Below are 21,128 nucleotides of genomic sequence, written 5' to 3'. Positions count from 1 at the left end.
CTGTAAAATATACCATAATATATTAAAAATAAAAACTATAATCTTTTTAAGAAATCGATTTCAAACGTTTAATAAGGAGGTAGAGCTAAGAAACAAAGGTGATGAGATTTATCATGCAAGCAATGCTATTGAAGCATACCCATTGAAATTATTCATGGAAAAGAATCCTAATAATAATCCAAATTTCTTTAGTATATTTAAACAAAATGTAAACGAATTCAAAGGTCAGTGTTAAGCTAGCAATTATTTATTATTCGCAATTTATCGAAAATCAAAATTTATTTGAGGTGACTTGTATGCGTCCATTTGGTTTCAGAGATAAGATCGGGTACTTGTTTGGTGATTTTGGAAATGATTTCTTTTTTGGCTTGGTAGCATCATTTTTAATGGTCTATTACACCGATGTTTTTCATCTTAATCCTGCAGGTGTGGGGGGATTATTCCTGTTAGCTCGATTGTGGGATGCAGTTGCTGACGTTTCATGGGGCCGCTTTATTGATACTAGAAAAGCAGGGGAAAATGGGAAATTCAAGCCATGGATTTATAGAATGTCAATCCCTCTTGTCATTTCAGGTATATTAATGTTTATTCATATTCCAGGGATGTCAAATGGATTTTATATAGCATACGCCTATGTAACTTATATCCTTTGGGGAACATTGTATAGTACTGTTAATATTCCATATGGCTCGATGGCTTCCGTCATCACAGCTGACCCAGTAGAACGTACAACTTTATCAACTTGGAGATCTCTAGGGGCAACTCTAGCACAATTAATTGTCGGGGTTGTTGGACCATTGGTTATGTTCGTTGATAATAAAGCTAATGCAAATCACTTTTTAATGGGAGCCATTATTTTCGGAATTCTATCTATCTCAAGTTATTTGGCTTGTTATAAATTAAGTGTTGAACGGATCGTAATGAATGAAACTGAAAAACCAAATGTTAATTTGGTAAAAACCTTAAAAGGTATTTCCAAAAATAAGCCATTAATTGTTTTCCTAATGGGGTCACTTATTTTCTTAATTAGTTTAATGTTGATGGGTACAGTAAATACTTATTTGTTTAAGGATTATTTTGGAAATGCAAAAATATTAAGTATGCTCAGCCTTGTTCAATCCGCTACCATATTTATAGGGATGCCGATAGTTAAACCTTTGGTAGCAAAGTTTGGAAAAAAAGAAGTAGCTTCGGCGGGTTTCTTGCTTTCAGCAATTGTTTACTTCATTTTATACCTTTTGCCAAATTTGTCAGCCATACAGTTTATTGGGATTTTATCAATAGGCATGTTTGGTTATGCCCTATTTAACTTAGTAAGTTGGGCGTTCATTACTGACTTAGTGGATTATCATGAATATTTAACTGGTTTTCGTGAGGACGGAACCATTTATTCGCTCTATTCTTTTGCCCGTAAGGTAGGACAGGCTGTTGCCGGAGGTATTGGGGGAGTAGCGGTTGCAGCAGTTGGCTATAATCCAGCTCTTCAGTCACAAACTCAAAGTACTTTGAATGGGATCCATACACTTGGTACTTTAATACCAGCAATAGGTCTAATTTTGGTTTTTGCATGTATTGCCTTCTTATACCCTTTAAACAAAAAACGTACAGCTCAACTTGTAACTGATTTAAAAGTAAAAAGAAATGAAATGAATTCTGATAAAACTGCATGAAAGAAAGGAGATAGTTATGAACACCTTTAACTATCTCCCGTTCATTAATCTAATAATCAGAAAACTTATTTTCTTTGCCATTCAATCAAGATACAGAGTCTAGCAGATGAAGAGGAGAGTTTGAAATGTTATATCCGATTGTTACTGAAACTCGTAGTGTTATAGATTTAAATGGGATTTGGAATTTTAAGCTTGATCCAGGAATTGGATTTCAAGAAAATTGGCACCATACCAAATTATCCGATACAAGAAGTATGGCTGTACCCTCATCATTTAATGATATTGGGGTGCATGCAAATATACGTGACCATGTTGGCTGGGTTTGGTATGAGCGAGATATTACCATTCCGAATATACTTACCGCTGAACGGGTGGTTTTGCGATTTGGTTCGGCCACACATTTGGCAAAAGTATATGTAAATGGGGAACTTGTAGTCGAGCATAAAGGTGGTTTTTTACCATTTGAGGCGGAAATCAATGATTTTTTACAAAAAGGGAAAAATCGATTAACGGTTGCTGTCAATAATATTGTTGATGAGACTACCTTGCCGGTTGGCTTTGTAACGGAAAAGGATATTCCCGGCATGGGTAAAGTAATCCGCAACCAGCCAAATTTTGACTTTTTCAACTATGCTGGTTTACATAGACCAGTTAAAATTTATACAACACCGACAACTTATGTGAAGGATGTAACCATTGTAACGGAAATAGATGGACTGGTTCACTATTCGGTTGATATGATCGGTTCCACACAAGTAAAAGTGAAGGTGATAAATGAATCTGGTGATGTGGTATGTGAGGCAAAAGGTGCTAAAGGGGAAATCAGCATTCCCAATGTTCGATTGTGGGAGCCATTAAATGCTTATTTATACACACTCCGTGTAGAGTTGGAAATGGGTAGGAAAACCGTTGATGTGTATGAACAGTCATTTGGTGTTAGGACGGTAGAGATAAAAGAAGGGAAGTTCCTAATTAATAATAAACCATTCTATTTTAAAGGCTTTGGTAAACATGAAGATGCACCCATCCATGGAAGAGGATTTGATGAAGCCGCAAATGTTTTGGACTTCAACCTAATGAAATGGATTGGGGCTAACTCGTTCCGTACGGCCCATTACCCGTATTCGGAAGAAATCATGCGTCTTGCTGACCGCGAAGGGTTTGTCGTCATTGATGAGGTACCGGCAGTTGGTTTGCACTTGAACATGCTTGTCATGTATAACGGAGGAAACCTCCGAAATACCTGGAAGGAGCTTAAAACATTTGAGCATCATCAGCAGGTCATTAAGGAATTAATTGAACGTGACAAAAACCATCCCTCTGCCGTTATGTGGAATATTGCAAATGAACCTGCATCCGAAGAAGAGGGGGCATATGAATATTTTAAACCGCTAATTGAAATGGCAAAAGAACTTGACCCGCAAAAACGTCCTGTTACTCTTGTTACTCAAATTGAGTCCTCACCTGAAAAGGACAAAGTTGCGGAACTACTGGATATTCTTACTTTTAATAGATATTACGGTTGGTATGTTGATGGCGGTGATTTTGTCTCAGCTAAAGAAAAGCTTCGTACCGAATTTAATGGCTGGCTTAAACGATGCCCGGACAAACCGTTCATGATGACCGAATATGGTGCTGATACGGTTGCGGGATTGCACGATGTAGAGCCGGTTATGTTTACAGAAGAATATCAAGTAGAGTTCTATAGGGCAAATCACGAAGTGTTTGATGAATTTAACCACTTTGTTGGAGAACAAGTGTGGAACTTTGCTGATTTCGCAACAAGTCAAGGAATTATCCGTGTTCAGGGAAATAAAAAAGGGATCTTCACCCGTGACCGTAAGCCTAAGTATGTCGCACATGAGCTGCGAAGACGGTGGACAGCTATTCCTGATTTTAACTATAAGGGCTAAGTCTTACTATAGTAACTTTTTTAATTGTCTAGATTGTAGAGGGAATCTACTATTGACTAAAAATAAAAGCAAAACTCAAAGAGTCATTGCGAGTTTTGCTTTTTGCCATTCAAATGGCTAGGTCAAAGTCGTGGTGAATACGGAAGGTCTTTTTGTGTCAGATCAATTAGAATGCTCCCGAGAGGACTCAGTAGAGAGGAGATTAATCATGTATTTAGTAATTGATATTGGAGGGACTTTTGCCAAGTATGCATTGATGGATGCAGCAGCAAACATTGTAATAAAAGGAAAACGGCTGACTCCAAGAACAAATTTAACAGATTTTGAGAATGTGATTTTTTCTATTATTGATGAGCATGTTTTATCAGATATAAAGGAATTGCAATCAGTTGTCCAGGAACAATTGATGTAGACATAGGTATGATTTATTATGGTGGTTCATTTCCATTTTTACATGAAGTCAATCTGAAAAATAAAATTGAAAAGAAATATGGGAAAGAAGTGTTTATTGAAAACGATGCAAAATGTGCTGCCTTAGCTGAATTATGGCTCGGTAGTGTAAAAGGTACTAAGAATTCGGTGGTGCTCGTACTAGGAAGTGCAGTTGGAGCCGGCATCATTATTGATGGAAAACTTCATCGTGGGGTCCATCTTTCTGCTGGGGAAGTAAGCTATATAATGAATCAAATCAGCCCACAAACAAGAGCAGCAGAATATTTTGGATTGATTTGTTCTGCTGTTGATATGGTCCGCAGGATTGCAGAAATAAAAAAACTTGAAGATTTAACAGATGGAAAACAGGTTTTTAAATACATAATGAACAACGATGTAGAAGCCAATGCCATCTTCAATGAATATTGCATTAACCTAGCAGCGCAAATATTAAACCTAAATTATATTTTAGATCCAGAAGTTTTTGCGATTGGCGGCGGAATTAGCGTTCAGCCAATTTTGCTCGAAAGAATTCAATGGGCAATTAATGAAATCAAAAATGCCAATCCTTTGCATACTGCAAACCCTAAAGTTGTTGCTTGTAAGTTTCATAATGATGCCAACCTTTATGGGGCACTCTATCATTTCTTTGTCAGCAAAGAACACACATTTTCTTTTTAATTATTCAAGCCAAATGTACCAGAACCCTTTACGAGAATTATTTTCAGGTATACAAAAGATGACTCTGGAATGGCTATTCCAACTATCCAAAGAAATTTGAAAAACAGATGCCAGCAAACTTCAAAAAGCTTGATATCCGTGTCATAGCATTGGTGAATTCGTGCTTACTCCACTCTGTTCAAGAGTTTGAAAAGTTGGTAATATATTAGTAGATTTTAGAAAGATAGAGTAAATAAGTTAATTGGCTGCAACATGCAGGTACAAATTAATAAATCTTAAACTCTTTAAAAGGGATTGGTATAAACTAAAAGTCTCGAAAGGAATATTCGAGACTTTTTATATTTGTATAGAATTCTTGCAGGTCACTGGTTTTACTCGAAATGAATAATAGTATAGGTTTAGGTTTGAGCTCTTTGTTACTTTTACTTCGATGTCGTTCTGTCTCCCTCGGTTCTTCCCTCAAGTCTTTATTCAAATTTTTGTTTTTCATCTTTTACTAAGTAGACGACTTTCCCGTCTTGGCAAGTCATGATATGTTTCCCGAATCCAGAAGGGGGAGCATCCATTTTGATTGCTTTTCCGTTTGTCATAATGTAAGTACAATTTTCCTTTGGGTCGATTATTACTACTTGAAGATTTGTTGAAATAAATTCGTTTCCCTCCATTAGGTCAGATAAAGTTTTGGGTTTCATTTGTGATCCTCCATTTTCATTTTTTGTAGAACTCCAATTTGGTTTTCAATAAATCATTAAGTCAAAAGATCCAAACCGACCTTATTTTCATTTGTATTTAGGCTTTGATTATATATTTACCCATTTTTTACTATCTACCTGATACATAATTAGAGGAGTTCTCGAATGTTGAGGTATTGTGAAATTTGTGTATGAAGAAATTCAATAGAAAAATCATAAGGATATTGGCAATCATTCAGGACAAACAACTATTGGAGCAAGTCTCCATCCATAAACAAAATAATCCTCACTGCACAATCGAACCTGTTTGAATAAGAATATATTAAAGAGAGAAATAAAAGAAATTTCGTAAGGGACCTTCCACTTACAAATGAATTCTTGTAAAATGACTTTATTTAAAGGGGTGAGACAATGAAAATAAAAAGAATTGCAGTCGATTCCATCCTTTATACTGACGTTGACGATTGTAAAACAGAAGATGAATCAGATGATTGGGATATTCAATTTGAAGGGGGGGAAAGCTAAATATCAATGGCTAATGCTTTTAAATTCGAAACATAGTCACCTATGATCATTAATAGGGGCTATTTTTTTATGTATAACGGTCCTACGAGTGGGGTTAGGATTAGTTTAAAAAACCTTTCCGACTTTATTAATGTACCTCTTTTTAATGATACATTTGATTTTATGATTGATACAAAAATTTATCAATCTAACTCCTTGTTTATCAAGGTTTTCCATGAATGAAATCGTACTTGATACATTTCGTTATCAGTTTGTATGGTATAAGAAACTTCTACTAATCTATAAATTCCCTAGAGAAGCACAAAAACCAATCACAAATTTAGAGGAAATCACTTGGCACAATATTTGCGATAATTAAATTATAAAAAAACATCACTTTTGTAAGAAGTTGGGAGGGAGGTTGGAAGAAAAAAATGTAAGCGATTTCTATACTGCTGATTCTTTAATAAAATACAAAGGCTGAAGAAATTGCTGATGAAGTATATGCTTGTTATCAAGAAGGAGCTTCGATTGCACATATCCATGTTCGTGATGATGAAGATCGTGCGTCCATGGATTTTGATAAATTTGAACAAACGGTAAGGCTGATTAGGGAGCGCTGTGATATTGTTCTTAACTTGACTACTTCAGGCGGATTGGGATTAACAGACGAGATCCGCATGAAACCTTATATGGAGTTATTGCCAGAACTTGCATCCTATGATTGTGGTTCAATGAACTGGTCCCACTCCACGGTCTTTGAAAATAGTCCGAGATTCCTAGAAAAATCCGGGTTAAGGATGCAGGAACTTGGAGTAAAACCTGAGATTGAAATTTTTGATGCCGGGATGGTTTACAATGCACTCTACTTTATTAAAAAAGGTGTCTTAAAAGAACCATGCCACTTCCAATTTGTCCTTGGGGCCCCTGGTGGAATGGCAGCAACGGTAGAAAATTTAGTTTTCTTAAAAAATTTAATTCCTGAAGGCTCTACATGGGGCGCACTTGCCATCGGCAAAGGCCATTTGCCTATTCTTTACGCGACATTGGCATCAGGCGGTCATTTACGTGTAGGGATGGAAGATAATATTTACTACGCAAAAGGACAATTAGCCAAATCTAATGTTGAATTTGTAGAAAGAACGAAGAGAACGGTTACCGAATTGGGCAAGGGAATCGCCACACCTGATGAAGCAAGAGCCATATTAGGGTTGAAAAATAGCATTCTAACAAATTAAATACCAGCATACTGCCATATCCCCTAGATCTAGGGGATAAATCAAAACAAAATGAAAGGGTTTTCAATATCCGGTATTTTTGTTAGTTTAAAGAGGAGGTTTTTTTATGGGGAATGAGACCAGAATCAAAAATGACTTCGGGTCAAAAGGCTGGAGTATGATCATCTTCTGTATGCTGATGTATTACAATTTTGCTGCCTGGACAGCGGACGGAATAAACATTTTTACCCAAGGTTATGCCAAAGCATATGGATGGGATCCGTCTGTTTTACTTGGCTTAGGCAGAGATGTGATTCAGATCAATTTTAAAAATCCTGCTGATTTAGGTTATGAGGCAGATAAAATTGGTACTAATACTTGTGGCACCATTGTCTGTGCAAATTGTATCTCTGAAAATAAATTAAATGCTGTTATGACACATTTTGTGCGAGAAGTTGAAGGTGGAGTTGAATTAAGATCACGTTTTTGGATTGGATATCAAATTGATGAGAATAAGAACCCAGTTAAAGTTCTTCCCGAAGGAGTGACCATTCCAGAGCTTGCTCCCAAATCTCTTATCAATCATTGCGCTAAGGAATTTGCTCATTTGGCCAAGATATTACCATCCTTGTTTGAAGAAGAAAAGTTGAATTTTTAAATATATAAGGAACAGGGGTATCGTTTATACTAGATTATTAGTAAGATTGGTTTAGAAGGAAATAGCATAAAAATTGAAAAAGGCTAACAAGGTTGGACGGTTTGTCCACTTGTTAGCTTTTTTCATTCTATATCCACAATTTTAATGAAATTTACAATATCTTTTAGCACATCGTGTACGTATTTTTTTATATCTTCATCGCCTATAATTAAGTTTACAGTTTAATAGAAGATGAAGGGAGAATATCTGTGAACAAGAAGAAAAGTTTTTCTATGCTACTAACAGTAGTTCTTATCATTATGTCATTTTTTCCTACCTTTGTTATGGCGGAAAGTGGAAGCGCTTCAAAAGTGGATAAGCATACACAAAATGCAGGAAATGCAGGGGGATCATCCGTGTCAATTCCTCAGCTATCTCCCGCACAGCCAGGCACACTAAAGAAGTGCGAGGCACTGGCATCCTTTGACTTCACGCGTACTACTATCACAAAGGCAGAGCTTGTTCCTGATGGGGCGCTGTCCAATGGCGGTCAGCCGGTTGGCGCGCATTGCCTCATCCAGGGAAAAATGAACGAGCGAGTAAGCCCTGTAGACGGGCAGACTTATGCAATTGGTTTTGAGATGCGTCTTCCTGTCGACTGGGCAGGCCGGTTTCTTTATCAAGCTAATGGAGGACTAGACGGCGTTGTCGTTCCGGCACTTGGCAGCATCACAGGCGGTCAGCTGGAGAACGGTCTGCAGATGGGATTCGCTGTTCTGAGCTCGGACGCAGGACACAACGGAGCGCAGAATCCCCTTTTCGGACTTGATCCGCAGGCACGTCTGGACTACGGCTATCAAGCAGTTGGAACGCTCACCCCTATGGCTAAGAGCTTGATAGAGGCAGCGTATGGACGTAAGCCCGACCGCTCATACATTGCCGGGGGGTCCAACGGCGGCCGGCACACAATGGTGGCTGCTTCCCGCTACGCGGATCAGTACGACGGATTTCTGGCAGTTGCGCCAGGTTTTAACCTGCCCAAGGCCGCGGTAGCCCAGCTGTGGGGAGCTCAGCAGTGGGCCAAGGTGGCCAGCACTAAAGATAACCTGGAGACAGCATTGCCTCCGGTCGAGCGCCAAGTGCTTGCGCAGGCGATACTGGACCGCTGTGATGGTTTGGATCGGCTGGTCGACGGCATGGTGCAGGACAGCAATCGCTGCCAGAAAGTTTTCAACGTGGAGCGGGACGTCCCAACTTGTGTCGTGGAACGAGATGGCACTTGCCTGACGGAAGAGCAGAAGCGCGTCGTGGAGGATGTTTTTGCGGGAGCCCGCACCAGCTCGGGAGAAGCGCTCTACTCTTCCTTCCCATTTGACCCAGGGGTTGTCCAGAGCGGCTGGGCCAGCTGGAAGTTCAGTAGCTCCGTGGGTCCACGTGATCCCGTGTCAGTCGGCTTCGTCTTCTCAACACCTCCGGAAAATCCTAAGATGCTTGAGAACACCCTGGGCTATGCGCTGAACTTTAATGTGGACACTCAGGCGGGGATGATTTACAAGTTCAATGAGCTCTACACGGAAAGTGCCATGGAGTTCATGACGCCTCCGAACCCGACTAATTTAGATACGGTGCGAAATTCAGGGGCTAAGATGATCGTGGTGCACGGCACCTCAGACGGGGTCTTTTCCCCTGATGACACGGCGCGCTGGTATGATGAGCTTGAGGCGAACTACCAGAACAAAGCAGAGGAGTTCGCCCGCTACTTCGAAGTCCCCGGAATGGGGCATGTTCGTGGTGGTCCCGCCACCGATCAGTTTGACGGGCTGGGTGCACTAATTAATTGGGTTGAATACGGCAAGGCGCCGGACAGAATTACCGCCACGGCGCGCGGCAAAGGCAATCCGGGCGGAGTTAACCTAGATGTGCCTTCCACCTGGGCACCGGACCGTTCCCGTCCACTGTGTCCCTACCCGCTTGTAGCGCGCTATACAAAGGGTGACCCGGAAGTGGCCAGCAGCTTCCAATGCAAGCCGAGTTCAGGCGGTTCCGAGCTTAACCAATAGCCCTTTTAAAGCAGATAAAAGGGGCGTGCCAGATGGAAAACGTGCATGCCCCTCTCTTACTTTTCTTGTTTTTTGCCGATTCTACGAAAACATGGAGGTTAAAACGATGAAAGCAAAACCTATTAATGCTAACCATGTGATTGATAATAGTAAATTTCAGTCCTATCATTTTTGGCTTGTTTTTTGGATGTTTCTCGTCATTGCGTTTGATGGGTATGATGTAGTGATATACGGTGCATCTGTTCCATCCCTTATAAAGGAATGGGGTATATCTGACGTAATGGCGGGAGCAATTGGAAGTTATACCGTAATTGGCACCGCACTTGGTGCGATCATGTTTGGAATGGCAGCAGATAAATGGGGTCGAAAAAATATTATAATATTAACGACCTTAATATTTAGCTTTTTTACTTTACTTACAGGATTTGCTAATGGGCCTGTGACATTTACGCTCTTTCGTGTTATTGCTGGTATTGGTTTGGGTGGAGTTATGCCGAATGTTATTGCTCTAACAACGGAATTTGCACCAAAACGTATACGATCGGCAGTAGTTTCCTTTGTATTCTGTGGTTATTCTGTTGGGGCGATAATGGCTGCTTTAACGAGCCGGTCTCTCCTTCCTACAGCGGGGTGGGAGCCTGTTTTTTGGCTGGCAGGAATTCCGTTATCATTCCTTCCATTTATGATCAAAATGATCCCAGAGTCGATCGGTTTTCTCATAGAAAATGGGAAAGTAGAGAAAGTGAAGGATATTCTAAACAAGTTAGATTCTAGCATCGATAAGAAAACTGTGATTCAAATGGAAAAACAACAAGTAAAGGCACCAGGTTCGCCTGTTACCAAGTTATTTGAAGAAAAACGGGCCTTAAGTACTTTGATGTTTTGGATATCCTGTTTTTCCGCCTTTGTTCTTATATATTCGATGAACACCTGGCTGCCACGTCTCATGATGCAGTCAGGTTATGATCTTAGCTCAAGTTTGACCTTTACGGCGGTTATGCAAGTAGGTGCGATTGCAGGTACGATAATATTTGGCCGATTAGTAGATAAATGGGGCTTTAAAAGAGTTCTTGTTCCGCTATTTTTCTGTGGAGCGATTGCACTATCATTAATCGGATTTACGAAAAGTACCATTCTTGCCTTTATTTACATTTCGGTGATTGGAGCTTCATCCGTAGGAGTGCAAAATTTGTCCAATGCCTTTGTTTCACAATATTACCCATTCAGCATGCGTTCAACGGCTTTGGGTAGTACGATGGCTTTTGGCAGAATGGGAGGAATCGTGGCACCAACCTTTGTTGGATTTTTACTCTCCATAAATTTAATGCCTCAGTATAACTTTGCTGCGATTGCGACAGCTGCTATTATTGGTGGGTTTGCCATGTTGTTTGTTCAAGAACAGCATGGGAATTATCAAAAAGAAAGAAATGCAGTTCATCAGAAAAAACTAGAAATAGCTAAATAACTCAACTTGATCCCGGAGAGTCTTCTTCGGGATTTAAAGACCAGACGTATGCACGCTGGTCTTTTCTACTTTATACAATGTATTTATGATTTTCTTTCATCTCCTGCATAATTCTCTTTATCCTAGAAGGCATGTGGGCATTGCCATTAAGCTTCATCTTCTCGCTTTGTGACTACTTTTTCATGACCACATCGGTTACATACAAACCAAGTCGCAATATATCCCCATCCATCGGGCCTCTGATTGGTTTCTTCATAAATATGACCTTTTAAAGTACAGATGATTTTCGCTAAAATACCCATCAAAAAAACCTCCTTTAATTAAAAGTTGATTTTTTATTTATTTTATCTATATGTTCCAATGCTTGTACTCTTTGATTTAAGTTTTCACTACAATCATTACAAAAAAATTAATTATTTGGACAGTAAGTAACTAGTTTAAAATCCAGCCATGTTAGGAGTACTTTTAATATAGTTGATCAGCGTGAATGTTAGAATGTTGACGGTTAGTGCATGTTACAGAGGATCTATAATTCTCATCATTATTACTACTGGTAAAGGACTGTCAAAGAAAATAACAATTGTACACATGCAGATTTAACAGTTGTTCAATTTTTTAATATTCATAAATGCGGGTGTTTAATAACATTTTGAATGTTTTGTGATCTGAGAAGCTTTATATAATGAAAAATAAATATTAAATATCTTGGCAGGATACTTGCGTTAATACATGATGTACAATCAAAGTTTTAAAAATATGAAGCAACAACATTTTGATGGTAGAAAAACCATACTTTAATTACCATCCAAAATTCGAAATCGAAAAGGAGGCCATTTTAGTGGCCGCAAAAGAAGACGGTCAAGTTGTTTGTGGTATTACAAAATAAATTTAAAAAAGGGAACCATTCCATCACGTTTTATGTGATGAAATGGTTCCCTTCATTTATATTGTGCTCTTACTTAATAATGCAGGCCGAGTGATCGAAAAAAGGGAAATATCATGTTCCGTCTTTCCATTTGTAATTAATTGACTCAACACTTCGCCAACACCGCTTGCGAATTTAAAGCCATGCCCGGAAAACCCTGCTGCAATCGCAATATTTTTGTATTGAGGATGTAAATCAATAATAAAATGTTCATCCGGCGTTTTGGTATACATACACACTTTCCCTTTAATGAGATCCCCGGCAGCTTGTGGCATATACCTGTTTAGAAAATCACGGATCTTCTCTTCGTCTTGAGGATAGATCCCGAATTCGCGGTTAATTTTATTTGGATCCACATCCTGACCATAATCATGACGGCCAAGTTTTAAACCACAACCTTGAAAACTAGGAAATCCATAATAAATTTCATTTGGCAGATCGACAAAAAATCCTGGAAAAACTTGTTCGTCATATAAAGAATCTGGCGCTTCAAACCAGCCTACCACTTGACGTTTTACCTGAAGCGGCAAGCTCAAACCAAGTTTGGCTGCTAGTTTCCCATTCCATGCCCCAGCACTAACAATTAATTTATCCGAGGTAAAACTTCTTTCTTCCGTGTGAATAATATTCCTATTTTCATTGATTTCTAAATCGATTACAGGGGTATTTGTCAGTAATTGTGCTCCTTTTTCTAATGCTAGTTTGCGATAGGTGCGGATTCCATTTTCACTGAATAATACACCTGATGCAGGTTCATAGCAGCCTGAGTATCCATTTGGGAGGGTGATACCTGGCCAGCGGCTATTGATTTCCTCACTATTCAAAATTTCTAAAGGCAAATGATAGGCTTCGGCACTTGCAATGGCCTCCTCCATAAACTTGGAACCCGTATGACCAAATCCCAGTACCCCGGTTTGCTTAAAGATGGTTTCGGTTGTTTCTTTTTGCAGTTCATTCCATAATTCTTGAGAACGAAGGGCAAGTGGAACATATTGTCTGCCTTCCCCGTAAGCATGTCGAATCAATCTAGTCTCACCCGCATGGCTGCCGTTGGAATGGGGTGGATCAAATGCATCAATTAAAAGTACTTCTGTTCCCTGCCTTGACAGATAATAACCAGCTGCCATTCCCATCGATCCAGCACCAATAATAATCACTTCATAATGTGTTTTCATTCACGCACCCCTTATCACCATTTGAAATTATTAATTATGAATATCATAATCGGGAAAAGCTTTCTGGTAAAATGATTTATTTTGATGACAGCCATGGTCATTAATCCATCGGTTAAAAAACGATTCCAGCGGACAATTCCCAGTCCACCGCGTGTTTTACCTGCACCGCCAGTATCTTCACGTAATTCATATTGCTCACAAATCATGGGGGTGTGCATATCCAGGTCCTCAATTGGATTGTTTCTCGTATTCCAAGAGCTGAAATCCATTGCATCCATGCCATCTTTCTCTGGGCGGCCACCATAGGTAAGGCAATCAATTATTGAAAAAGGCATGAGCCAGGAATTGTACGGGCTCTTGCCTTTTTTACGTTGCTTTCATACGTTTGTATGAAATTAACAATGTAAAGGTAGGAAAGCGATCTGGTTCGACAAGCAAGGCACTAATATTACATGTTAATCAACTAATTAGGGCCCCGCAGCTCTTTGGACCGGAAGCTTTGGCTGAACTCGCTTGGAGTCAGCCCTATATATTTGCGAAACTGCCGGGTAAAGTGGTTGTAATTTTGAAAGCCTACGTCATGGGCTGCTTCAGTTGCATTCCGATTCGTATGGGAAAGAAGCAAGGCAGCCTGCTTAATTCGCATGCGGTTAAGTGCCTCCACAATCGATTCGCCGGTATTTTCTTTAAATAGATGCGACAGTCTCGATGCGGAAAGACCAACACTGCGGGCAAGATCCTCGACTCGAACCGTCTCCTGCATCCGCTGGGCGAGCAAATACAGTGTTTCTTCGATCCGCGGGTCAAACCCGCTGGTTTGCTGTTTTGCAAGCAGCATCAGGACCTCCCGCAGCGCACTCAAGCACAGCTCGTGCCAATAAGCACCTCGTTCCCTCGAGTCAGACAGAATTCGGAGAAAAGCCTGGTAAATCCGCTCCCTCACCGCTTGCTGCTCAATTTGCCGGATGGTCAGTGCATCGAGTGGCAGTAATCTCGCATCCATGAAGCCGCCAGTAAAATGTGCCCAAACAAAATGCCAGCTTTTTCCTTTAGGTGTGCCATAACGGTGGGGTGTTCCCGGCTTCAATAGTGTTACGTCCCCGGCCCTTGTGCGCTGTTCGGAGCCGTTTACCTCGAAAAAACCTTCACCGCCAAGCGTGAACGTGATAAGCCAGTCACTCATGCCGTCGGGACGAACGGTAGAATAGGTGTCGCTCTCATTGAAATGTCCGGCGATCACCATGCTGTAGGCCAATCCGTCATAGTTGGAGGGGCGGTCCAGTTCCATGGTCCTCATCCTTTTCTAAATTGTACTTAATTAAGGATAGTTTAGCTTAACTAACGGCAGCACACAAGTGGACTTGTAGAGAAATAGCAGAATCGTATGCATTGTTAGCAAGATCCATCCTTCTTCTAATCGTTATTCTAACTGTAAAATAAAGGTGTGCTAAATATCACTCATAGTAGAAATAGGAGAGGGTAAAGACATGGTGTATAATCATCGAATGTTAACGGATGAGCTAAAGCAGCAGTTTGAAAAGGAAGGTTATGTAATAGTCAAAGGATTGTTTACGGAGGAGCAGCTGGCGGAGATTGACAGAACCTTTGAGGACATTAGCCATCAGGTAATCCCGGGACATTTTGAGCCGGATTTGCAGGAGGAAACGACCGATCCGTTAAAGCGTTATCCGAGGGTCATGCATCCGCACCGGTTTAATGAAACAGCCAAGCGGTATATGCTGCATCAACCGGTAATGGATACGCTGGCTGATTTGTATGAGGAAGAACCGTTGGCGGCCCAAAGCATGTTCTATTACAAGCCTCCGGGCGCACGGGGACAGGCGCTTCATCAGGATAACTTTTACTTAAAGGTCGAGCCGGGCAACTGCATCGCCGCTTGGACGGCGATCGATCCAGCGGATGAGGAGAACGGCGGCCTGTTAATTGTGCCAAAGACGAGTGCCTATGATATCGTATGTCCTGAATTGTCCGATTCAAAGGAATCATTCACTACACACTACGTGAAGCCCCCGAAGGATCAGAAGGCAATTCCGGCAGTGATGGAGAGGGGCGATGTGCTCTTTTTCAATGGGAATCTGATTCACGGCTCGTATCGCAATAAGACGAAAGATCGTTTCCGCCGCTCGTTCATTTGCCATTACGCCAACAGCTCGGCCACACACATTTCCACTTATTATCGTCCTCTATTCCGGGCAGACGGTACCCTGGTGGAACTGGAGTCCAATCCGAATGGAGGTCCGTGCGGCGTTGAGTACGATTCACCGTATATCCACTAAGCGTGAGCCGCGGCTCGAGGTGCTAATGTCCTGGTGGGGGATGAACGGACTGGGAGTTGAAAACAGCACTGGCGACGAATGGAGCATGGAGGAAAAGGTGCGGCGCATCGCCGAAGCGGGCTACGACGGCATTAACGGCTTTCTGCCGGAGGACAGGGAGGCCGAACGCTTGTCTCGGTTGCTGAATCAATACAACCTTTCATATAGCGTAAATGCGTATCCGAAAACGGCGGCGGAACTGGAAGTTTTTCTAGGCAACGCAAAATCATTCGGAAGGGTCGATTTCGTCAATGTACAGGTGATGAGTCCGTTTCTGGTCGGAGAGCAAGCAGTACAGCTGCTTGCTGACATAGCGGAGTTATCGCGCTCTGCGGGTATCCCAGCGTATATCGAAACGCACCGCGGCACGATCACGCAGGATCTACTGCGCACGGTAGAGTATGCTCAGCGCTTGCCTGGTCTTGAGCTGACGATCGACTTTTCACATTATGTCGTTGCCGGGGAAATGCGTACGGTGTCGGAAGAGGCAGAAGAGCTTCTCCAGACGCTGCTGCCTCGGACGAAAAGCATACTTGCCCGCGTATCGAACGGAGAGCAGGTGCAGATCGATATGCCCATGTTTGGAAGTATGGATGAGGTGGGAGCCGCTGACTGCGAGTTTGAACACACGATGTTGCAGAACTTTCAACGCTGGTGGCTCGGAGGGATGCGCAGCTGGCGTCAAACAGCAAAGGAAGACGAGGTACTGCCGTTTGTCTGCGAGCTGGGGCCGCCACCATATGCGATTACGGTGCGAGGCCAGGACGGCGTGCAGTACGAGGTGAGCGACCGCTGGACGCAAGCGCTGCAGTTTGCAAGGATTGCCCGGTCCTTATGGGAACGGGTTTAAACAAAAAGGAACAGGTTCATGTTGAGATTTTAACCTCTGTTTGCCAATTGGAAAAGTCCTTGTAAGTCAAGGGCTTTTTCGGATTAGAGGAAAAATTTGCCACGGCAAATCGGAAGCATAAGCTTGTTTATGCGGCAAGCGTTGGGTTAGTGGGGCTTAATAAATTCAACAGTTCTATAGAACAATTTGAACAAGCTTTACATCTTGACCAATCACCATGGAACAATGATTTTAAATCACTAGTTGGAGGAAATCGTTTCGTGAGAGCCTATAGTATTGACGTGAGAAATACGCAAAAAGAGATATACCCACTTGATACAAAACTTGGTGGATCCAATCTAGCAGGAGAAAATTATAGCTTTACAAACTATTATATGGAAAAGAATGGCCGGCCGTTTTTTGGTATAAGCGGTGAATTCCATTTCAGTAGATACAATTGTGAAAAATGGGAAGATGAAATCATCAAAATGAAAATGGGTGGTATTAATATAATCCCAACCTATATTTTTTGGAACCATCATGAAGAGGAGCAAGGAATATTTGATTGGGAGGGAAATAAAAACCTCAGAAGATTTGTTGGGCTTTGCGGAAAGCATGGGATGGGCGTCATCTTGAGAATCGGTCCATTTGCCCATGGTGAGGCAAGAAACGGCGGAATTCCTGATTGGCTCTTCGGACGACCCTTTGATCTTCGTTCAAATGATATAGAATATTTGACCTATGTGAAAAGGTTTTATCAAGAAATTGGCAAGCAGGTTCAAGGATTCCTTTTTAAAGAGGGCGGCCCAATCATCGGAGCCCAGATTGAGAATGAGTACGAACATGCAGGTGCACCGTGGGAAATAACAAATGGAACAGGGAATGAGTGGGTACCAGCTGGCAGAGATAGTGATGCACATATGATTAAACTAAAGGAATTAGCCATCCAGGCTGGAATTGAAACTCCAATCTATACCAGTACTGGCTGGGGAGGCGCAGCAGCACCTGTGGAAGAGGTACTTCCATTATGGGGAGGCTACGCGTTCTGGCCATGGATTTTCTATGGAGATGTGAAGGAACACCCTGCAACACCCGAATTTATTTTTAGAGACTATCATAACGACGAACAGAAAAACTATGGGTTTACTCCTGCTTATCGTCCTGAGAGCCTGCCATTTGCTTGCTGTGAAATGGGGGGAGGAATGACCGTTTTCTATAAATATAGATTCAAGCTGCCATATGAAAGTGTTGATGCAATGACAGCAATGAAGACAGCGGGTGGATGTAACTTGGTTGGCTACTATGTTTTCCATGGTGGTTCCAATCCGAAAGGGAAAAAGACCCCTTTCATGAATGAAAATGCTACCCCTAAAATATCATACGACTATCAAGCTCCCATTGGAGAGTTTGGACAGTTAAGAGAGTCATATAAGAGATTAAAGCGTCAACATTATTTTTATAAAACAATGGAGGAAAGCTTTTGCAAAACTAAAACCGTCCTTCCATATGAACTGAAAGATATGGACCCAAATGATATTGAAACATTGAGATATGCTATAAGAGCAAATGAAGAATCTGGTTTTGTTTTTATTAATAATTATCAGGATCATGTCGATACGAAGGATCAAAAAGACTTTGCCATCACAGTTAACCTTGAGAATGAAGAGATTCGTTTTCCTAAATCCGGCAGTATGTCGTTAGCGAAGGATGAGTGCTGTATCCTTCCATTTAACTTGGATTTAAACGGACTAAATCTTAAATATTCAACGACTCAATTATTAACAAGCCTAGAGCATGATGGGGAAACATACTTTTTCTTCTTCACTCCCAAAGGAATGAAGGGTGAATATTATTTTGAAAGTGTTGATATCCAAGAGGTAAGTGTAGATAATGGGAGCATCATTTCTGATGAAAATACGTTGATACAGGTAAGTAATGAAAAGATTAGTCTAGTCGATATCATGTTGAAATCAGGGAAGAGGCTTCATGTTTGTACGTTGACAAATGAACAAAGCTTAAACTTTTGGAAGTATCCATATAGAGGGAAAGAACAGGTTTTGATTACGAATGCAGCCTTACTTGTGGCCGGAGAAAAAATAAGACTGGAAAGCGAAGGTCTAGAGACTGTTGAAATAAAATCATTCCCAGGCTTTATGGATAAGATTAAAATAGCCGGAGAGGAAACTTCTTGTCGTAACCATGGCATTTTTAAGGAATATAAGAAAACGATCAGTATCAGTCATACAGACTTAGAGGTTAAACTGGTCAAACAAAATAAAGCTGTGATTTATTTTAAGCCCGAGGTATTTGATAATGTAAAAGAACTTCTTCTGCAAATTGAATATGTTGGCGATATTGGTTATGCGTTTATCGATGGCGAGTTATTTCATGATAATTTTTGTAATCATGATACATGGGAAATCGGCTTACAACAACATAAACAAGACTTGTTAGAAAAAGGGATGTATATTTATATCTCCCCATTGAAAGAGGGGAGTTTTGTCAAGAGTGATTCCCCAATGGCAGCAAGAGCAGAGGTGATAAACAAACAAATAGCTGAAATTAAATCAATTAAGGCTACAGCTATTCGTGAACTTGAAATGGATGTTTAATGAATTAAAGAAAAATAAGGAAATCTTTTTCGTAATATATATTTTTTCAAAATAATTAATAAATTCGGAATATTTTATTGACATCATTCTATCAGTAGAGTAGTATGAAAATTAATTGAATGATAGCGGATGAATATTATGGGAGAGACCAAACACATTGTTTGGCACCGAAGGAGCAAGTTCCCAAACTACTGGGTACCAATCTCTCAGGTAAAAGGACCATAATAGGACGCATCTCTGGAGAGAGCCATGAGCCACCAAAGGAGTTAAACTCTCAGGTAAAAGGACAGAGGAAAGAGTAGAGAACATCTATCTTTCCCTCTGTCCTTTTTTATGTTAGGGAAAGATAGCAAAACGGCAAAAGGAGGAATGTACTATTAAATTTTTTATTTAACTTAAATTGTAAGCGCTCTTACCGAGGTCGAATTAACCAGAAATACTTATACTAAACTTTTAATAGGATATTAAATTGCAATTAATAGGATTTAAATCGACCAATAATTGTAACAAATCCTAGAAAAGTAGAGGGGGAAATCGAATGCAGGAACAACAATTGGAAAGAGGCCTAAAAAACAGGCACGTACAACTAATCGCTATTGGTGGAGCCATTGGAACGGGATTATTTCTTGGTGCAGGAAAATCGATTCATTTAGCAGGACCATCGATTTTATTTGCTTACATCATTACGGGAGCCATTTGCTTTTTAATCATGCGCGCACTTGGCGAACTTCTTTTAACCAATTTGAACTATCATTCTTTTGTTGACTTCGTAAGAGACTATTTAGGCAATATGGCAGCCTTTATCACTGGCTGGACGTACTGGTTCTGCTGGATTTCCATTGCAATGGCAGACTTAACAGCCGTGGGTCTCTATACCCAATATTGGTTTCCGAATGTGCCACAATGGATGCCGGGATTAATTGCCCTGGTCATTTTGTTAATTATGAACCTTACAACCGTTAAACTTTTTGGTGAAATGGAATTCTGGTTTGCCTTAATTAAAGTCATTGCGATTATATCCTTGATTGCAGTTGGTATTTTCATGATCCTTAAAGGTTTCTCTACGAATTCAGGACCTTCTAGTTTCACAAATTTATGGAAACATGGGGGCATGTTCCCGAATGGAATGAATGGATTTATCCTCTCCTTCCAGATGGTCGTTTTTGCCTTTGTAGGAATTGAACTTGTGGGACTTACAGCAGGTGAAACCAAAGATCCAGAAAAAGTGATCCCAAAGGCAATTAATAATATCCCCATTCGAGTATTTCTTTTCTACCTTGGTGCACTAGTAGTCATTATGAGTATTTATCCTTGGAACGCCATAAATCCAGCCAAAAGCCCATTTGTCCAGGTCTTCGTAGCAGTTGGGATCGCAGCTGCAGCTGGTATTGTCAATTTTGTCGTCCTAACATCCGCGGCTTCAGCTTGTAACAGCGCAGTCTTTAGTACAAGCCGGATGGTATACTCACTTGCCAAAGATAAAAATGCACCTGAATCATTTGCAAAACTTACTTCACGGAAAGTACCTTCCAATGCCTTGTTCTTTTCAACTGTGGTGATTCTGATTGCTGTTATTTTGAACTATGTGATGCCAGAAGGAGTATTTACACTCATTACTAGTATATCTACAGTGTGTTTCATCTTTATTTGGGGAATTACGGTCATCAGCCATTTAAAATACCGTAAAACAAGACCAGATCTAGCAAAAGTCAACAAGTTTAAATTGCCGCTTTATCCATTTTCCAATTATCTCATCCTTGCTTTCCTAGCTTTTGTACTTGTGGTACTTGCTCTTGCGGAAGATACACGTATTGCCTTGTTTGTAACGCCAGTCTGGTTTATTTTGCTAATAGCCATTTATAAGGTTCGGAGTATGAACTCAAATCAAGTCGAACAGGTGAATCAAGAAACTATACCAGAAAACTAATTAGTCACTCCAATGAGCAGTCTTAGTTTCTTATTTTTGATACCGTTTTCAAA

General features: G+C 40.7%; 18 protein-coding genes and 2 riboswitches. Of the genes, 13 read left to right on the top strand and 5 right to left on the bottom strand.

Features of this window, described 5'->3' with window-relative positions; translation table 11 throughout:
• The 5 genes from V7266_RS05520 to V7266_RS05500 all read left to right on the top strand — a co-directional run.
• On the top strand, positions 1-235 hold a 235-nt coding region (locus tag V7266_RS05520; protein WP_335466474.1), incomplete at its 5' end, for a hypothetical protein.
• Positions 236-296: 61 nt separating this feature from the next.
• Entirely contained in the window at positions 297-1,670 is a 1,374-nt protein-coding gene (locus V7266_RS05515; protein ID WP_335466472.1) for an MFS transporter, read from the top strand.
• A 125-nt stretch (positions 1,671-1,795) separates the two neighbouring features.
• Positions 1,796-3,583 carry a beta-glucuronidase gene (gene uidA, locus V7266_RS05510; RefSeq protein WP_335466470.1) on the top strand — a complete coding sequence of 596 codons (1,788 nt, stop codon included), beginning with the start codon at positions 1,796-1,798 and terminating at the stop codon, positions 3,581-3,583.
• A 208-nt stretch (positions 3,584-3,791) separates the two neighbouring features.
• Entirely contained in the window at positions 3,792-3,995 is a 204-nt protein-coding gene (locus V7266_RS05505; protein WP_335466468.1) for a hypothetical protein, read from the top strand.
• Positions 3,996-4,003: 8 nt separating this feature from the next.
• Positions 4,004-4,696, top strand: coding sequence for an ROK family protein (locus tag V7266_RS05500; protein WP_335466466.1), 693 nt, complete (start codon positions 4,004-4,006; stop codon positions 4,694-4,696).
• A 467-nt stretch (positions 4,697-5,163) separates the two neighbouring features.
• On the opposite strand, the gene V7266_RS05495 is transcribed toward V7266_RS05500, so the two are convergent.
• Positions 5,164-5,388 (bottom strand): DUF3954 domain-containing protein, encoded by a 225-nt coding sequence (locus V7266_RS05495; RefSeq protein ID WP_335466464.1) that lies wholly within the window; start codon positions 5,386-5,388, stop codon positions 5,164-5,166.
• A gap of 992 nt (positions 5,389-6,380) precedes the next feature.
• Between V7266_RS05495 and V7266_RS05490 the strand changes: the two genes are divergently transcribed.
• The 4 genes from V7266_RS05490 (at position 6,381) to V7266_RS05475 (ending at position 11,271) form a co-directional block, all read left to right on the top strand.
• On the top strand, positions 6,381-7,130 hold the full coding sequence (locus V7266_RS05490) for a 3-keto-5-aminohexanoate cleavage protein (protein ID WP_335466479.1): 750 nt from the start codon (positions 6,381-6,383) through the stop codon (positions 7,128-7,130).
• A gap of 106 nt (positions 7,131-7,236) precedes the next feature.
• The gene (locus V7266_RS05485; protein WP_335466462.1) at positions 7,237-7,767 is read left to right on the top strand and encodes a DAPG hydrolase family protein; all 531 of its coding nucleotides are present in this window, start codon (positions 7,237-7,239) and stop codon (positions 7,765-7,767) included.
• A 248-nt stretch (positions 7,768-8,015) separates the two neighbouring features.
• Entirely contained in the window at positions 8,016-9,806 is a 1,791-nt protein-coding gene (locus tag V7266_RS05480; RefSeq protein ID WP_335466460.1) for a tannase/feruloyl esterase family alpha/beta hydrolase, read from the top strand.
• 106 nt (positions 9,807-9,912) lie between these two features.
• A complete protein-coding gene (locus V7266_RS05475; protein WP_335466458.1) occupies positions 9,913-11,271 on the top strand; it encodes an MFS transporter in 1,359 nt (452 codons plus the stop codon).
• Between the two features lie 146 nt (positions 11,272-11,417).
• Here the strand turns inward: V7266_RS05475 and V7266_RS05470 are convergent, their stop codons facing one another.
• From V7266_RS05470 to V7266_RS05455, 4 genes are all read right to left on the bottom strand, one after another.
• Positions 11,418-11,573, bottom strand: coding sequence for a hypothetical protein (locus V7266_RS05470; protein WP_335466457.1), 156 nt, complete (start codon positions 11,571-11,573; stop codon positions 11,418-11,420).
• A gap of 640 nt (positions 11,574-12,213) precedes the next feature.
• Positions 12,214-13,371: an N-methyl-L-tryptophan oxidase gene (gene solA, locus V7266_RS05465; protein ID WP_335466455.1), complete on the bottom strand. Its 1,158-nt coding sequence runs from the start codon at positions 13,369-13,371 to the stop codon at positions 12,214-12,216.
• Positions 13,372-13,385: 14 nt separating this feature from the next.
• Entirely contained in the window at positions 13,386-13,706 is a 321-nt protein-coding gene (locus V7266_RS05460; RefSeq protein ID WP_335466453.1) for a hydantoinase B/oxoprolinase family protein, read from the bottom strand.
• Between the two features lie 128 nt (positions 13,707-13,834).
• A complete protein-coding gene (locus tag V7266_RS05455) occupies positions 13,835-14,659 on the bottom strand; it encodes a helix-turn-helix domain-containing protein (RefSeq protein ID WP_335466452.1) in 825 nt (274 codons plus the stop codon).
• Between the two features lie 199 nt (positions 14,660-14,858).
• Between V7266_RS05455 and V7266_RS05450 the strand changes: the two genes are divergently transcribed.
• The 4 genes from V7266_RS05450 to V7266_RS05435 all read left to right on the top strand — a co-directional run bounded on the left by V7266_RS05450 (position 14,859) and on the right by V7266_RS05435 (position 21,075).
• Positions 14,859-15,668 (top strand): phytanoyl-CoA dioxygenase family protein, encoded by an 810-nt coding sequence (locus V7266_RS05450; RefSeq protein WP_335466450.1) that lies wholly within the window; start codon positions 14,859-14,861, stop codon positions 15,666-15,668.
• Positions 15,622-16,557 (top strand): sugar phosphate isomerase/epimerase family protein, encoded by a 936-nt coding sequence (locus tag V7266_RS05445; RefSeq protein ID WP_335466448.1) that lies wholly within the window; start codon positions 15,622-15,624, stop codon positions 16,555-16,557. The genes V7266_RS05450 and V7266_RS05445 overlap by 47 nt, the downstream gene beginning before the upstream one ends.
• A gap of 260 nt (positions 16,558-16,817) precedes the next feature.
• A complete protein-coding gene (locus V7266_RS05440) occupies positions 16,818-19,148 on the top strand; it encodes a beta-galactosidase (protein WP_335466446.1) in 2,331 nt (776 codons plus the stop codon).
• Between the two features lie 129 nt (positions 19,149-19,277).
• Positions 19,278-19,380: riboswitch (glycine riboswitch) on the top strand.
• 3 nt (positions 19,381-19,383) lie between these two features.
• Positions 19,384-19,440, top strand: a riboswitch (glycine riboswitch).
• A gap of 246 nt (positions 19,441-19,686) precedes the next feature.
• Positions 19,687-21,075, top strand: a complete 1,389-nt coding sequence (locus tag V7266_RS05435; RefSeq protein ID WP_335466444.1) for an amino acid permease — start codon at positions 19,687-19,689, stop codon at positions 21,073-21,075.
• Positions 21,076-21,128 lie beyond the last annotated feature (53 nt).

The organism is Neobacillus drentensis (assembly GCF_036965645.1).
GTDB lineage: Bacteria > Bacillota > Bacilli > Bacillales > Cytobacillaceae > Neobacillus > Neobacillus drentensis_D.
Note: the sequence above shows the minus strand (reverse complement) of the source record. Positions and strands in the feature narration are given on the sequence as shown.

What these genes read in the sequence shown, in the direction of transcription:
- V7266_RS05445 (WP_335466448.1), top strand. Translation starts at nt 15,622, where the DNA reads ATGGAGGTCCGTGCGGCGTTGAGTACGATTCACCGTATATCCACTAAG.
- V7266_RS05435 (WP_335466444.1), top strand. Translation starts at nt 19,687, where the DNA reads ATGCAGGAACAACAATTGGAAAGAGGCCTAAAAAACAGGCACGTACAA.
- solA (WP_335466455.1), bottom strand. Translation starts at nt 13,371, where the DNA reads ATGAAAACACATTATGAAGTGATTATTATTGGTGCTGGATCGATGGGA.
- V7266_RS05455 (WP_335466452.1), bottom strand. Translation starts at nt 14,659, where the DNA reads ATGGAACTGGACCGCCCCTCCAACTATGACGGATTGGCCTACAGCATG.
- V7266_RS05450 (WP_335466450.1), top strand. Translation starts at nt 14,859, where the DNA reads ATGGTGTATAATCATCGAATGTTAACGGATGAGCTAAAGCAGCAGTTT.
- V7266_RS05495 (WP_335466464.1), bottom strand. Translation starts at nt 5,388, where the DNA reads ATGAAACCCAAAACTTTATCTGACCTAATGGAGGGAAACGAATTTATT.
- V7266_RS05485 (WP_335466462.1), top strand. Translation starts at nt 7,237, where the DNA reads ATGGGGAATGAGACCAGAATCAAAAATGACTTCGGGTCAAAAGGCTGG.
- V7266_RS05475 (WP_335466458.1), top strand. Translation starts at nt 9,913, where the DNA reads ATGAAAGCAAAACCTATTAATGCTAACCATGTGATTGATAATAGTAAA.
- V7266_RS05460 (WP_335466453.1), bottom strand. Translation starts at nt 13,706, where the DNA reads ATGCCTTTTTCAATAATTGATTGCCTTACCTATGGTGGCCGCCCAGAG.
- uidA (WP_335466470.1), top strand. Translation starts at nt 1,796, where the DNA reads ATGTTATATCCGATTGTTACTGAAACTCGTAGTGTTATAGATTTAAAT.
- V7266_RS05515 (WP_335466472.1), top strand. Translation starts at nt 297, where the DNA reads ATGCGTCCATTTGGTTTCAGAGATAAGATCGGGTACTTGTTTGGTGAT.
- V7266_RS05470 (WP_335466457.1), bottom strand. Translation starts at nt 11,573, where the DNA reads ATGGGTATTTTAGCGAAAATCATCTGTACTTTAAAAGGTCATATTTAT.
- V7266_RS05505 (WP_335466468.1), top strand. Translation starts at nt 3,792, where the DNA reads ATGTATTTAGTAATTGATATTGGAGGGACTTTTGCCAAGTATGCATTG.
- V7266_RS05500 (WP_335466466.1), top strand. Translation starts at nt 4,004, where the DNA reads ATGATTTATTATGGTGGTTCATTTCCATTTTTACATGAAGTCAATCTG.